The 14,417-nt window shown below is 58.1% G+C and carries 13 protein-coding genes and 1 pseudogene; all 14 read left to right on the forward strand.

The genetic code is table 11. From position 1 onward, the window contains the following. Nucleotides 1–126: 126 nt before the first annotated feature. Nucleotides 127–714: pseudogene (locus F2P44_RS30845) on the forward strand (bacteriophage T4 gp5 trimerization domain-containing protein); the annotation flags it as partial. Nucleotides 715–851: 137 nt separating this feature from the next. Next, nucleotides 852–1,379: a DUF6484 domain-containing protein gene (locus tag F2P44_RS30850; protein WP_167093306.1), complete on the forward strand. Its 528-nt coding sequence runs from the start codon at nt 852–854 to the stop codon at nt 1,377–1,379. Between the two features lie 13 nt (nt 1,380–1,392). Then, complete coding sequence (locus tag F2P44_RS30855; RefSeq protein ID WP_167093308.1) at nt 1,393–2,484, forward strand: DUF2169 family type VI secretion system accessory protein; 1,092 nt, start codon at nt 1,393–1,395, stop codon at nt 2,482–2,484. Between the two features lie 39 nt (nt 2,485–2,523). Next, the gene (locus F2P44_RS30860) at nt 2,524–3,555 is read left to right on the forward strand and encodes a hypothetical protein (protein ID WP_167093310.1); all 1,032 of its coding nucleotides are present in this window, start codon (nt 2,524–2,526) and stop codon (nt 3,553–3,555) included. A gap of 20 nt (nt 3,556–3,575) precedes the next feature. Further along, nucleotides 3,576–3,965: a DUF4150 domain-containing protein gene (locus tag F2P44_RS30865; protein ID WP_167093312.1), complete on the forward strand. Its 390-nt coding sequence runs from the start codon at nt 3,576–3,578 to the stop codon at nt 3,963–3,965. Between the two features lie 8 nt (nt 3,966–3,973). After that, nucleotides 3,974–5,353, forward strand: coding sequence for an HNH/endonuclease VII fold toxin-2 domain-containing protein (locus F2P44_RS30870; RefSeq protein WP_167093314.1), 1,380 nt, complete (start codon nt 3,974–3,976; stop codon nt 5,351–5,353). Between the two features lie 10 nt (nt 5,354–5,363). Next, the gene (locus F2P44_RS30875) at nt 5,364–6,341 is read left to right on the forward strand and encodes a hypothetical protein (protein ID WP_167093316.1); all 978 of its coding nucleotides are present in this window, start codon (nt 5,364–5,366) and stop codon (nt 6,339–6,341) included. A 302-nt stretch (nt 6,342–6,643) separates the two neighbouring features. Then, a complete protein-coding gene (locus F2P44_RS30880) occupies nt 6,644–7,561 on the forward strand; it encodes a Kelch repeat-containing protein (RefSeq protein ID WP_167093318.1) in 918 nt (305 codons plus the stop codon). 67 nt (nt 7,562–7,628) lie between these two features. Further along, nucleotides 7,629–8,978 (forward strand): hypothetical protein, encoded by a 1,350-nt coding sequence (locus F2P44_RS30885; protein WP_167093320.1) that lies wholly within the window; start codon nt 7,629–7,631, stop codon nt 8,976–8,978. Beyond that, a complete protein-coding gene (locus F2P44_RS30890) occupies nt 8,975–9,379 on the forward strand; it encodes a thioredoxin family protein (protein WP_167093322.1) in 405 nt (134 codons plus the stop codon). Before F2P44_RS30885 ends, F2P44_RS30890 begins: the two co-directional genes overlap by 4 nt. Before the next feature lie 68 nt (nt 9,380–9,447). Beyond that, entirely contained in the window at nt 9,448–9,795 is a 348-nt protein-coding gene (locus tag F2P44_RS30895) for a helix-turn-helix transcriptional regulator (RefSeq protein WP_167093325.1), read from the forward strand. Between the two features lie 62 nt (nt 9,796–9,857). After that, entirely contained in the window at nt 9,858–10,472 is a 615-nt protein-coding gene (locus F2P44_RS30900) for a glutathione S-transferase family protein (protein WP_167093327.1), read from the forward strand. A 203-nt stretch (nt 10,473–10,675) separates the two neighbouring features. After that, a complete protein-coding gene (locus tag F2P44_RS30905; protein ID WP_229423852.1) occupies nt 10,676–12,034 on the forward strand; it encodes an MFS transporter in 1,359 nt (452 codons plus the stop codon). A 20-nt stretch (nt 12,035–12,054) separates the two neighbouring features. Next, a complete protein-coding gene (locus tag F2P44_RS30910; protein WP_167093329.1) occupies nt 12,055–14,406 on the forward strand; it encodes a GH36-type glycosyl hydrolase domain-containing protein in 2,352 nt (783 codons plus the stop codon). The last annotated feature ends 11 nt before the right edge of the window (nt 14,407–14,417 follow it).

Consider the following 14,417-nt stretch of genomic DNA (forward strand, 5'->3'; position numbering starts at 1 on the left):
TAACTTCTGCACCATCCGCTCCTGCCTCGACACCCTACGCAAACAAGGGCACAGCATGCTGGAAGTGCTGCGCCGTGCATTTGCTGGCGATCCGATCAGGCCAACTGCGTAGCGGCTGAATAGTTACAAAAAGGCGAAGAGCAGTTATGGATTCACGCCGAAAAAGATCAGCTGACTGAAGTTGAGCATGACGAGGACAAGTGGGTCGGCAATGACCGGCGCAAAACCATCGACCGCGACGAAACGACTTTGGTCAAGCGCGACCGGACCGAGACGGTGAACCGCGACGAGACGATCACGATTCATCGGAATCGCACCGAGGTGGTGGATAAGGACGAGACGATTACGATTCACAATAACCGCGCCGAGCGGGTCGACCACGACGAGAAAATCAGCATTGGGGACAACCGCACCGAGGATGTCGGCAAGAACGAGACAATCGATATCGGGGGCAATCGTACCAAGTCGGTGGCCAAGAACGAGAAAGATTCGATTGGCAAGAGCTGGTCGATCAATGTGACCAAGTTCAAGACCGAAACCATTGGCATGGCCTATATGCAGAACGTGGGCATGGGACGTATGGAAAACGTCGGGATGGCTTATAGCCTGAACGTGGGCATGGTGATGACGACGGTGGTCGGGACTAACCAATCGACCCAGGTAGGCAAAAAAATCTCGATTTCCGCGGGCGACGAGCTGACGATCACCGTCGGGAAGTCCAGTATGATCATGAAGAAAGACGGCACCATCGAATTCCACGGTCACACCTTCCTGGTCGGGACCACCGACACGCAGGAGTTCCGGGCCGATGGCGACATGACTTTGACAGCCAAACAAATCCTGGAGAATTGATGAAGCCCACCCCTCAAGCCGTATCGGCAGCGCATGCCGAGCCTGTTGAAAAACAGCTCAGCGATGCAGAACAGCTACTGCAAGAAGTGCTCATCCAGACGTTGCCGCGCAACGCGCGTGCGGAGGGCATTGCAATCGGCCACGTCGAAGCGTTTTCACCCGACGGTCATGTCTTGGTCGGCATTCCGTCGTTTGGTCTAACTGGCGTACCGGCCCGGGTGCTGGCGCAGCCTGTGGAAATTGGCCAGGCTGTCGCGCTTGGCTTTGAAGCGTGCGATCCCATGCGGCCGATTATCCTGGGTGCGCTATTGCCCGGCCAGCAGGCAAGCCTGCCGCGCGATACGACCGATGTATTGCTTGATGGCGAAAAGGTCACCATGACGGCGGCCCGTGAGATCGAATTACGTTGCGGCGAGGCTGCGCTGATTCTCAGCGCGGACGGTCGCATCGAACTTCGTGGAACCTACATAACAAGTCATGCCAGCGCCACGCAGCGCATTCTCGGCGGCTCGGTCAACATCAATTAACGCAGGCACTATTTTGGAAATCATCGTCGGATCGAAATATCTCGCTGTCGAAATAAATTGCGCACTTGATGTCAAAGGCCGCGAGCATCTGGTGGTTATCGCAAAATCGACGTGGCAAATTCCGGGAACCGGCCAGCGGCCAAAGCCCCTTCCACCGCAGCCAATTGAACAGTCGGATATCTTTGCTGGCGATCCCGAAAACAGTCCCATGCTGTACGGTTCGGACATGGCGCGTTTCAAGCCGCGCTGCGATGTCATCTTTAACGCCTCGGCCCACTCGCCGGATGGCCTGCCGGCGCGGGAAATCGATGTGGCGTGGCAGGTCGGGCCGCTGCGCAAGGGACTCAAGGCACATGGGCCGCGTCACTGGAAAAAGCGGCTGGGAATGGTGTCGCTGTCGAGCGCCGAACCAGTCACTTCCACGCCACTGCATTTTGGTTTTGCGCTGGGAGGAAGCCGTCAATACAAGAAGGCTTTTAGCCGAGCCGACGCGATGCTGACCGAATCGCACCCCGCCAATCCGGCGGGCATCGGTTGGTATGGCTCCCGCGCAACGGACGAGATTGACGGTGCGCCGGCTCCCAGTCTGGAAGCGCTTGACGATCCGGTGCGCAAGCCGCACGGCAATCAGGCGCCGATCGCCTTTTCCGCCATTGCACGGCATTGGTTGCCACGTCCACGTTACGGCGGTACCTACGATGAGCACTGGGAGGAAGAGGTTTTTCCGTTCCTGCCGGACGACTTCGATGAACAATTCCATCAGTGCGCGCCGGTCGACCAGCAGATGCCGTATCCCGTCGGCGGCGAAGCCATCGTTCTGCGCAACATGATGGCGGGCCGCCCGGATGTGCGCTTCAAGCTCCCCAAGCTGGACGCGGTCAAGGTACAGATTCTGCGCCACGACTACAGCGCCGATACGCCGGAAGCGGTGGCGGACACACTCTACTTCGAGCCCGATCAGATGCGATTTAGCGTGGTGTGGAGGACTTGCGTGCCGATCAACCGCCGCGTTCAGGAATTCAAGACAATCGCTGTCGGGCCGGTCAACACGGAATGGTGGCACCAGAAGACATCGGGTAATGGCGGCTGTGGCAATTGCGGCTAACTCGATTCATATGTGGAACGAAAATAAGAAAGAAAACAAGTGAGTGATCATCTGGGATGGGCGCCTCTGGTCGTCAAATCGTCGGGCTTATGTTGCGCGGTTGGCTTTTCGCTGGCGGCCGCATCGTGCGCCCTGCGTGCGCGTATCGATCATTTTAAAGAAAGCATGTTTGTTGATGGGAGCGGGAAGCCTCTGCTGGTAGCGCAATTGCCGCTCGATGATCAATGGGGGCCGGAACGCCTGGCCGAACTGATCCAGTATGCGATCGCAGACTGCAACGACGCACAGGATCCGATCGATGCCGACCATACCGCCTTGCTTTTGCTCGCCCCCGAACGCGGCCGTCCGCACAGTGGAACCGAGCAATACAACAGCCTTTATCGCAAGGTCGAGGAGCAGTTTGGTGCATCGTTCCAGGCAGGTTCCGCGGTCTTTCCGCAAGGCCGCGCCGCGATTGGAGATGCGTTGATTCATGCGCAGAACCTGCTGCGTGCCGGTGGAGTTAAACATGTTCTGGTGGTCGGGGCCGACTGCTTGCTCGATGTGCACACCATCCGCTATTTCCTGAATCAGGATCGTATCTTGTGTCCGGCCAATTCCGACGGTTTTATTCCCGGCGAAGCGGCGGCAGCCTTGCTGCTCAGCCTGGGCGATGGCGACTCGACCGGCTTGCACATCACCGGCGCCGGAGCAGAAACCGAAGAAGCCTTGATCGACGGCGTCATTCCGAACCGGGCTGTTGGGCTGACCAAGGCAATCAGGACGGCGCTCGGGAGTGCCGGCGTGAAACCATCGGCCCTTGCATTTCGGATGAGCGACCAGAATGGTGAACAGTTTTATGTCAAGGAAGCGGCGAATGCCTTCGCCCGCATCATGCTGAAAGATGGCGTTGGGGTGCCGGTCCTGCATATTGCGGATTCGATCGGCGAGACCGGTGCGGCGGCCGCTACGGCAACCTTGGCTTACCTTGGTTCGCTGGCGGGCATGCGGGATGAACCGGGCGATTGCGGCCTTGTACATTTTGCCTCTGACAATGGTAGGCGGTCGGCCATCGTGGTTGACTATCGCTAAAATAAAGAACAGGAAAAATCATGACTACCGGTGTTTATGCTAACGACAATGAGATTTGCTGCCAGGCGGCTGACGGAAAATCGACCCTGATGCCCAGTGACGTCTGCATGAGTCCGCCCGGACCGCCTGCCGGTCCGCTACCGATTCCGTATCCGAATACTTCTTTTGCCAGCGATCTCGACAACGGGTCGACCACGGTATTTATTAAAAATTCGCCGATTGCATTGAAGGATGTTTCCTATTTTTCCACTAGCACGGGAAATGAGCCGGCGACTCAGGCGTTTCAAAAGGGTATTGCCACGGGCGTGATCAAGGGCAAGGCAGTCTTTATCGATTGGTCGGTCAACGTCAAAGTTCAAAGCCTGAACGTTTGCCGCCACTTCGATCCGATGACTCATAATCACAAGTAAAGGCGCGCATGAATTGGGTCCGGAAGAGCAGAACAGGGAAAAGTTCGCAAGATAAAAGCGATGCAGGACAACCTGCGTCCAAACCTCAAGACGGCAAACCAGCAAAACGATATCGCGACAAAGGCAAGGCTGGCAATACTAACACCGGTCCAATGTTCTACTTCAGCAATCGGACGGTAAGGCACTACTGTCTAAAAGAAACTAGTGCCATCAAGAAGCATTGCGACGAAGATAAAGCGGAGTCGAAAAAATCATCGGAAGCGACGCCTAAGACGAATTCAAAGTTGGGCCAGTTGTCGGAGAAGATCCACAACGCGTTGGATACTGTTCAGGATACGGTTAAAAAAGAATACGGCTATGATAAGGACAAGCCCGATACCCAGTGGATGGACGAGCATTGCGACGGCCTTTGGTTGAAACCCATGGGAACGGGTGAGTTCAAACATTTTACTGAACAGTTGCAAAAGATCGAAAACGATCTAAAAAAGGAAGCCAAAGCCATACTTGAAAGCGGAGGCGCAAAAGTTATTGAATTGGCAAAAGATACAGCCTTAGCCTACGGGCAAAAAGCCGCAATGCGAACTGGCGCCGCCGCAGTGTCGCTCGTGGTTCCGGTTGTAGGGGAAGTTGTGATGGTGGGAACCACCATTTGGAACTTTGTCGACGGAGCTTGGACTGCTGGGAAGGTTGCTATCGCTGCCCTCAACATCAAAGATGAGCTGATGGCGAAGTACAAATTACTCGAACCGAAACTGGGTAAAATTCAGGATTTGCTGTCAAAAGACAAACAGTCAACCACCGCCTCTTCTGTCGTCGCGGAAATGATGACACAAAAGGCGAATCATAATCCGTGCATCCAAGCCAGAAAATGTTCCTTGGTGCCGTATGAGGCAACAGACGATTCAAAGGATCAGGCCACGACAGGCAACGGATGTTGCCCGGGACAAACCGGCCACCACATTGTCCCCAGCGCGATGTTTGAGGTCGATGGTAATCCATGCGGAAAAGAATACGATTATAGAACTGCGCCAACCATATGTCTGGAGGGCACGAACAACCATGTTGGAAGTCATGGTGTAGCGCATACTGCATTGGAACTCTCGATCGACGAATATAAGAAAAATGGGCTTCCAACGATTTCCTATAAAGAGGCGAGTGGGCTTGGAATCGACGCTGTGCGGGAGGCGAATCCGCATTGCTCGAAAAAATGTCTACAAGCCCAGCTCGATAAATACTATAAAGATACGCTTGAATGTAAGGAGGGCTCGCAATTGAAGCCAAATCCGGGCAAGCCGGAGCCCAAGGTGAAAGAAAAAAGCGAGGCGAGCAAGAAAGCAAAACCCAAGGTCAGTAAGAAAACAAAACCCAAGCAAGGGAATAAATCATAGAAAGGCTGCAATGGAAATTTCCGAAAGTGATTTTGAATACAATTTTGCGGGTTATCAGATTGTCGACTGTGTTGTGCGCAGCGATGACCTCTTTTATTTTTCCCTGATGGAGGACTATACAAAGAGCCCTGATTGGAAGGGCGGTGAGGGTCCTTCATCGGACGAGTTGTTGCACCGTATCGTGTGTTATGCCCGTAATGCTGCACCGGATGAGCGATGGACACACACGGAACTGGAAGGGTTTTCAAATATCGTGGCAGGTGTCAGTGAGGTGCCGAAACAGCAGTTCGTTGGGTCTGACATCCAAGGAAATATTTATGTGCTAGGTGGTGGCGACGATGACATTGAGGAGCCTCTGAAAAGCGGGAAGGAAAATGGTGTCGCCCGTGGCGCGATTACGCGACTACGCACAATCGAGGGCATTCTCTATATAGCTGGCACCGGCCGGTCGGTCGGCTATCGCGAAGGTCCAGATCAGTGGATATCGCTTACGCAAGGCATAAGTTATTCATACGATATTGATCGGAGCACGAGTGGCTTTCGAGACATTGATGGCTTTGGCAGGTCTGAAATTTATTGCGTAGGAGGTGAAGGCGATGTGTGGAAATTTGATGGAAAAACCTGGGCACGGGTGCATTTTCCCAGTAATATCCGCTTATATTCCGTTTGCTGTGCAGGAGATGGATTTGTATATATTAGCGGCTATGGAGGAGCTACCTTCAAAGGCCGCGACAACAAGTGGAAGAAAATTCATGATGACACCATGACGCTGCCTTTCAAGCGAATGGTTTGGTATCAAGGCAAAGTCTGGTGCACCAGTGATTACGGATTGTGGACCATCGAAAATGATAAACTCGAGGTTGCTGACGTTAGCGACGAAGTAAAGGTCGCATCTGGGTATATGTCCGTCAAGGGCGGCACCTTGTTGCTCGGCGGGTATAGCGGTGCCTCGTACTGCCAGGCAGGAAAATGGACTGTCATTTTTTAAGCACGCGTCCGTGGAAAGCTGCAATGGAAATTTCTGACAGTGATTTTGAGTATAGCTTTAAGGGCATATCGTTATACACATCTTTTTCCGCGCAACGTCATTTCAACCCGGGGCGGCGATTTCCATGAGGTTTTGCCTAAAAATTAAGCGAAATGCGGGTATTTTAAGATCAACCGCACTGATTCTCTGTCGTTTCATGTCGACGGCGCCCTACCGATGTCAGGCGCAAGTCGTTGATTTTATTATAAAAAAAGATGTGTATAACGACATGCTTTAAGGGTTATCAGATTGTCGACTGTGTCGTGCGCAGCGATGATGTCTTTTATTTTTCTTTGGCTGAGGACTATACAAAGTGTCCGAACTGGTCGGAGGACGAGGGCCATCCCGCATCCAACGCGCTAAAACACCGAATCGTCTGTTATGCCCGTGATGATCCGCCGGACGAACGATGGACAGACACAGAATTGGACGGTTTTTCCCATATTATGGCAGGTGTAAGTGATGTGCCCAAACAACAATTCGTTGGGACTGACATGCAAGGAAACGTCTATGTACTAGGTGGCGGCGACGATGAGATCGAACAACCACTGAAAAAATGGAAAGAGACGGGTGTAAAGCGCGGCGCGATTACCCGGCTGCGCACGATTGAAGGTGTTCTCTATGTAGCCGGCACCGGCCGGTCGGTCGGCTATCGTGAAGGTAAAAATAACTGGATCTCGCTTACCCAAGGCATGAGCTATTCGTCTGATACAGAATGGAATACAGCCGGATTTCTTGATATCGATGGCTTTAGCAGGTCTGAAATTTATGGCGTAGGCAGGCAAGGCGACGTGTGGAAATTTGATGGGAAAATCTGGTCGCAGGTACACTTTCCCAGTAATATCGATTTATATTCTGTTTGCTGTGCAGGAGACGGATTTGTTTATATCAGCGGCTATGGCGGAACGACGTTTAAAGGCCGCAACAACAAGTGGACAAAAATTCACGATGACACAATGACGCTGCCCTTTAATCGCATGGTCTGGTATGAAGGTAAAGTCTGGTGCACCAGCGACTACGGATTGTGGACCATCGAAAATGATAAACTCGAGGTTGCTGACGTTAGCGACGAAGTAAAGGTCGCATCTGGGTATATGTCCGTCAAGGGCGGCACCTTGTTGCTCGGCGGGTATAGCGGTGCCTCGTACTGCCAGGCAGGAAAATGGACTGTCATTTTTTAAGTGCGCGCTCATTTTCGGGAAATCGCAAAATACATATTTTTCAATTTTTAATTAGAAATCAATTCATTTGAAAATGCACGATAGAGAATTTCCGGTGATCGGTCCCATACTGGTTCGCCATGCCGACGATGCAGCTTTTTACTGGTCCCAGCTGGACAGCGCGTCACGCTCCTATCATTGGCGCTTCGATGACCAGATCCGCACGGAAAACCTGCTCGCCGCGCATCTGGATGGCCTTGCCATAGCTGGCCTGCCGGGATTTCAACATTGCGTATCCATGTTTGATCGCTGGAAAAAGAGCGGAAACTTATTCACGTGCGTCTTCCTTGCCAGTAAGTTAGGCCTCACCGATCCGCTCGACACCCTGGTTGAGCGCGTCCAGAACCAGCCTGACGGGATGGTTCGTAGCCTCGTTTCGGCTTTGCTTCACCTGCCCGAAGATCAAGCGATCGGCCTGATATCCAAATGGTCTGCCCGGCCAGCAAAGCCAGTGCAAAAAGTGGCGGCCTTGCGTGCGGTCGCCTTGCGTGGCGCCGGATCGCATTCCGCGCTCGCGTGCAAACTGAGCGCCTACTTCGAGGATGCTAACACCCACATTCGTGCCGCAGCCTGTCGGGCCGCGCTCACGCATGAGGACCACGCTGTCGCGCTTGATTTGCTGGGCATCGCCATGCTGGACGACGACCTCCAGGTTCGGGCAGAGACGAGCATTGCTTGCCTGAACACCGATCTGAAAGCGCAGGCAGTCGCTGTCCTGGCGGCATGTTTGCTTGAACAAACTGCTGAATTTGATAAATCAAGCGGATGGTTTCGCCAGCAGGCATCCCGGCGTCTTGAGCGTTGGGCCAGGTATCTCGCGCATGTCTTGCCTATTGGCGCCCCCCAGCTCCCGGATCTGCTTAATCTCCTGCCCACGCGCATTGCACTCACCATGGTGCTTGCGCATGGCGACCTGGCCTACCTGCCGTTCGCACTCGATAAAATACGGGACCCAAGTGTCAGCCGGTACGCCGGTTGGGTATGGCAGACACTGATTGGAATGGAACTGGCCAGGATGGGTTGGACAGTCAGTGACGATGACAGTGTCTCGCTCGCCCCAAGCGGGCCGGTAACGCAAGCCCGTCTCGATGCCGACAACGGCCTGCCCGAGCCGAACCACGCTGCGCTTGCCGCCTACATGGCAACGCAGCCGTTTTCCCTATTGCAGGGGGTGCGCGTCCTGCTTGGCCAGCAGCGCGATCTTGCCAGCGCGCTGGCATTACTCAAGGACGCGCCGCAGTGCATCCGCGCCCTTGCTGCCCACACGCTCAACTTATCCCAATCGTGGTTGATTTTCAATGTACGCGCCAGTACCGCTGAGCAGATAATTGCGATGGATGCCCTTGATGAGATCATTGCCCGAGGTACGGAAAAATGACATTTGCCCGTTTGGACCCATGGAACGACGCCGCTGTCATCGCGGCGCGATTGAAATCCAGATCCGCGCGGCTGGTGCTGATCATCGGGGCCGAAAGCTGGTGCGAAACCTGCCGCGCCCTGGGCCCCGTTTTCGACACGCTGGCGCAGCAGAGTAGCAAGCAAGACGATACCTGGCTCTGGCTTGACCTCGAAGATCACGCCGACTTCCTCGACAACTTCATCCCGGACAGCTTGCCGCTGCTGATGAGCTACAGTGGGGCCGAGCTCAGCCACGCTGTGATCCCTACCCGGGTCACCGAAGCCGATTTGCTGGAGTTGCTGGCTCGGCCGTCCGTCATCGAGCACAGCAATTTGCCGGACGTGCGCGGCCGTCTGATGGCAAACGACTGGGCGCTGTAACACCAGACGAGGCTTTCTTCCCGCGCGACATCACCCGCTTCGGCAAATTCCGCCCATCTCCGATCTGGATGGCGTGCCGGCGTGCTCCCCTGCATCACGCCCGACGTGGGCGCGAGCGGCAACATTGTCCGGGCCTGCGGCGGCCATCTGAAGCGATCCGCGACCAGCACAAGCTGCGCATCGGCTACCGCGGCGCCGGCGGCGTGGCGACCGAGCGCACCGTGTGGCCGTTCGCGCTGGCCTTTTTCGAGGGCGCGCGGGTGCTGGCCGCCTGGTGCGAGCTGCGCGGCGCCAACCGCCACTTTCGCATCGACCGCATCGCCAGTGCCGAGTCGAGCGGCGAGCGCTATCCGGAACACCGGCGCGCGCTCATCAAGCGCTGGCGCGCCGAGATGTGCATGAGCGACGACTCCTGACAGAAACTGACGGGATTCGCTTCTATCATGGCCGCTCCAACAACTTTTCACGGAGCTGCATCATGCACCTGTTTCATAATTCCCTGTCATCGAATGCGCGCCGCGTGCTGATGGTCGCCGAGCAGCTTGGCCTGCCGCTGGACATCGTCAATGTCGACCTGATGAGCGAAGGCGACCGCACGCGCCTGCACGAAATCAACCCGAACGGCAAGCTGCCGGTGCTGCAGGATGGCAACTTCCTGCTGTGGGAATCGTGCGCCATCATGCAATACCTGTGCGACATCACGCCGGGCCAGCAGTTGTATCCGCAGGACGCGCGGGTGCGGGCCGACGTCAACCGCTGGCTGTTCTGGGGCAGCCAGCATTTCGCCGAGACGGTCAGCATCCTGTCGTTCGAGAACCTGTGGAAGGGCATGATCGGCATGGGCGAGGCCGACCCGGCCGAGGTGGCACGTGCCGAGGGCGAACTGCGCAAGCTTGGCGCCGTGCTCGACGCTCACCTGGCGCAGCGCGACTGGCTGGTGGGCGAGGCCGTGAGCCTGGCCGACATTGCCGTCGTCGCGCCGCTGATGTACCTGGGACAAGCCCGCCTGCCGCTGGGCGACTTTCCCAACCTGATGCGCTGGTTCGACCGCATCCGCCAGCTCGACCTCTGGAAAAACACCGAAGCCGGATAACGCCTCAGCCGGCAGCGAATCGCCCTACAACCGGGGTCAGAGCTCTAATTAGAAATCTTTCTAGTCAGAGCTCTGACCCCGGTTAGGCAATTTCTCCATTGACACTCATGCCGGGCGTGGGCATACTTGACGCTCACATGTTAGCGCTAACATAGGATTCGGGTGCCGTCGCCCTGGTCCCCGGCAACCGAGGAGAGTCTGCGTTGATTGCAACACCGCTGCCGTGGCGCGAAAAAATTGGTTATGGCGTCGCCGACATGGGCTTCAATTTTTATTGGGCCAATATCGCGACCTTCCTGATGATGTTCTACACCGACGTGTACGGCATCTCGGCCGCCGCCGCCGCGTCGATGATGTTCGTCGTGAAAATCATCAACGCCTTCACCGATCCCCTGATCGGCGCCGTGGCCGACCGCACCAGCACCCGCTTCGGCAAGTTCCGCCCCTATCTGGTCTGGATGGCGCTGCCACTGGCCGGCGCCGGCGTGCTCACTTACACCACGCCCGCCCTCGGCGGCGACGGCAAGCTGGCTTGGGCATACGCCACCTATCTGCTCATGATGGTCTGCTACACCTGCATCAACATCCCCTACAACGCCTTGTCCGGCGTGATGTCGGCCGAGCCGCAGGAGCGCTCCACCATCAATGGCCTGCGCTTCATCTTTGCTTTCGCGGGCAGCATGCTGGTCACGGCCGCCACGCCGGGCATGGTGAGCTTTTTCGGCGCCGGCGAGGGCATGGACGCGACCCGGCGCGGCTGGCAGCTGACGATGCTGGCCTGGGGCGTGCTCGCCTCGCTGCTGTTCGCGCTCACCTTTCTCAACACGCGCGAACGCATCGCGCCGCCGCCCCGCCAAAAAACGCGCGTGCGCGACGACCTGCGCGACCTGGCCGGCAACCGTCCGTGGATGGTGCTGTTTTTCCTGGCGCTGATCATCATGGTGTCGATCACCCTGCGCACCACCACCGCCGCCTATTACTTCAAGTACGTGGTGGGACGGCCCGACCTGCTCAAGTCCTTCCTGCCCGCCTACATGGCCGCCGCTGCCGCCGGTGCCGCCCTCACGCCGGTCATCACGCGCCTGGTCGACAAGAAAACGCTGATGATGGTCCTGATGTCGCTGACCGCGCTGCTCTCCGCGGCCTTTTTCTTCGTCGACGCTACCCAGATCGGCGCGATGTACGCGCTCCAGATCGCGCTTGGCCTGGTGCTGGGACCGAAGTCGCCGCTGGCGTTTTCGATGTATGCCGACACGGCCGACTACAACGAGTGGCGCAATGGCCGGCGCGCCACCGCGATGACCTTCGCCGCCGCCACGTTCTCGCAAAAACTGGGCACGGCGCTGGCGCTGGGCGTGATCGGCGCGGTCTTTACGGCGCTCGGCTACGTGCCGAATGCGGCCCAGTCGAGCGGCTCGCAAGCGGGCATCGTCTGGCTGATGTCCGTCATTCCGGCCTTGTTCGCGCTGCTGGCGGTGGCGGTCATGTTTTTCTATCACCTCGACAGCCACCAACTGCGGCGCATCCAGGCCGACCTGATGGCGCGCAAGGCGCCGCTGTAATTCATTTCCGGAGACGTTTTATGTTACGCCCCACCGACGACGGTGCCCGCTACGAATTGAGCAGCCCGACCGCGATGCCGCACGCCGCCGGCTTCCTGTGGAACCGCACGATGATGATCCAGGTGACCTGCCGCGGTTACGCGGTGGCCCAGTTCATGCAGCCGGAGCCGGCCAAATACGCGCACGCGCCGAACATGGAAGCGAAGTCCTTCATGCAGCCGGAGCAGGCCTATTTTGCGCACCATCCGGGCCGCTTCTTTTACGTGAAGGATGAAGACACGGGCGAGCTGTTTTCGGCCCCCTACGAGCCGGTACGCGCGGCGGTCGACCGTTTCAGCTTCTCGGTCGGCCAGAGCGACCTGGCGTGGCACGTCGAACATCTCGGTATCGGTATCGACCTGCGCCTTTGCCTGGCGCCGGACGCAGTGGCCGAACTGTGGTCGCTGCAGGTCACCAACCTGTCCGGCCGCCCGCGCAGGATCAGCGTGACGCCGTATTTCCCGATCGGGTACATGTCGTGGATGAACCAGTCGGCCGAGTACCGCGCCGACCTGGGCGGCATCGTCGCCAGCAGCGTTACGCCGTACCAGAAAGTGGCCGACTACTTCAAGAACAAGGACTTCAAGGACAAGACCTTCTTCCTGTGCGAGCAGGCGCCCGATTCGTGGGAGGCCAACCAGGCCGCCTTTGAAGGGGAGGGCGGCCTGCATGATCCGTCAGCCTTGCAGCGCGGTGCGCTGGCCAATGGCGACGCGCGCTACGAGACGCCGGCCGCGGTGGTGCAATACCGGCTGGCGCTGGCGGCCAGCGCGGCCGGCACGTACCGTTTCCTGTTCGGCCCCGCCTTCGACGACGCCGAGATCGCGGCCCTGCGCAGCACCTGGCTGAGCGAAGAAGGCTTCGCCCGTGCCGCCGCGCAGGCGCAGGCTTACGTGGCCGGCGGACGCGGTTGCGCGCGCATCTCCACGCCCGACAAGGAGCTGGATAATTTCGTCAACCACTGGCTGCCGCGCCAGGTGTTCTACCACGGCGACGTGAACCGACTCACGACCGACCCGCAGACGCGCAACTACCTGCAGGACAATATGGGCATGAGCTTCGTGCGTCCATCCGTGATGCGGGCCGCCTTCCTGCATGCGCTCAGCCAGCAGGAAGCGTCCGGCGCCATGCCCGACGGGATCCTGCTGGCGGCCGGCGCGGAGCTCAAGTACATCAACCAGGTGCCGCATACCGACCATTGCGTGTGGCTGCCCGTATGCTTGCAGGCTTACCTCGACGAGACGGCCGATTACGCCATGCTCGATGAAACCGTGGCCGACGCGCAGGGGCGCGGCGAGAGTGCGTTTGCGCGTGTCGGGCGTGCCATGGACTGGCTGCTGGCCGAACGCGATCATCGCGGCCTGTCGTTCATCGCACAGGGCGACTGGTGCGATCCGATGAACATGGTGGGCTACAAGGGGCGCGGCGTGTCCGGCTGGCTAACGCTGGCGGCGGCGTACGCGCTCACGCTGTGGGCTGGCGTGTGCGAGCAATGCGGCGAGGCCGGAAAGGCGCGGCACTTCCGCGCCGGTGCGGCGGCGATGAATGCGGCGGCCAATTCGCATCTGTGGGACGGCGCCTGGTTCGCGCGCGGCATTACGGATGACGATGTGAAGTTCGGCGTGAGCACGGATGCGGAAGGGCGCATCTATCTCAATCCGCAGGCGTGGGCTATCCTGAGCGGGGCCGCCGATGGCGCGCAGACGGCCAGCATGCTGGCCGAAGTGGAGCGCCAGCTGTATTCGCCGTATGGCGTGACGATGTTCGCGCCGCCGTACAGCGCGATGCGCGACGATGTCGGGCGGGTGACGCAGAAGCACCCCGGGTCGGCGGAAAATGGCGCGGTGTACAACCACGCGGCGATTTTTTACATTTTCAGCTTGTACGGCATCGGCCAGTCCGAGCGCGCGCACATGCTGCTGCGGCAAATGATTCCGGGGCCGGACGATGCCGACTATCGGCAGCGCGGGCAGCTGCCGGTGTTCATCCCCAATTACTACCGGGGCGCGCACCGCGAGTATCCGCGCACGGCGGGCAGGTCGAGCCAGTTGTTCAATACGGGGACCGTGTCGTGGGTGTACCGCTGCATTGTCGAGGGCTTGTGCGGGCTGAAAGGGGATGTGGACGGGCTGACGATCAATCCGCAGATGCCGGCCGCGTGGCAGCGCATGGATGTGGAGCGCGAGTTTCGCGGGGCGCGCTTTCGCGTGCATGTCGAGCGCGCGGAGGTGGAGGCGGTGATGGTCAGGTACGAGGGTAAATTTTTGCCGGAAGCGCGCATGACCGGGATCGTGGCGGGGGCGGAGTACCGGTTGGATGTATTTGTGCCCTGAGCGCGTGGTTC

Origin of the sequence: Massilia frigida (assembly GCF_011682175.1) — a bacterium.
Classification (GTDB): domain Bacteria; phylum Pseudomonadota; class Gammaproteobacteria; order Burkholderiales; family Burkholderiaceae_D; genus Telluria_A; species Telluria_A frigida.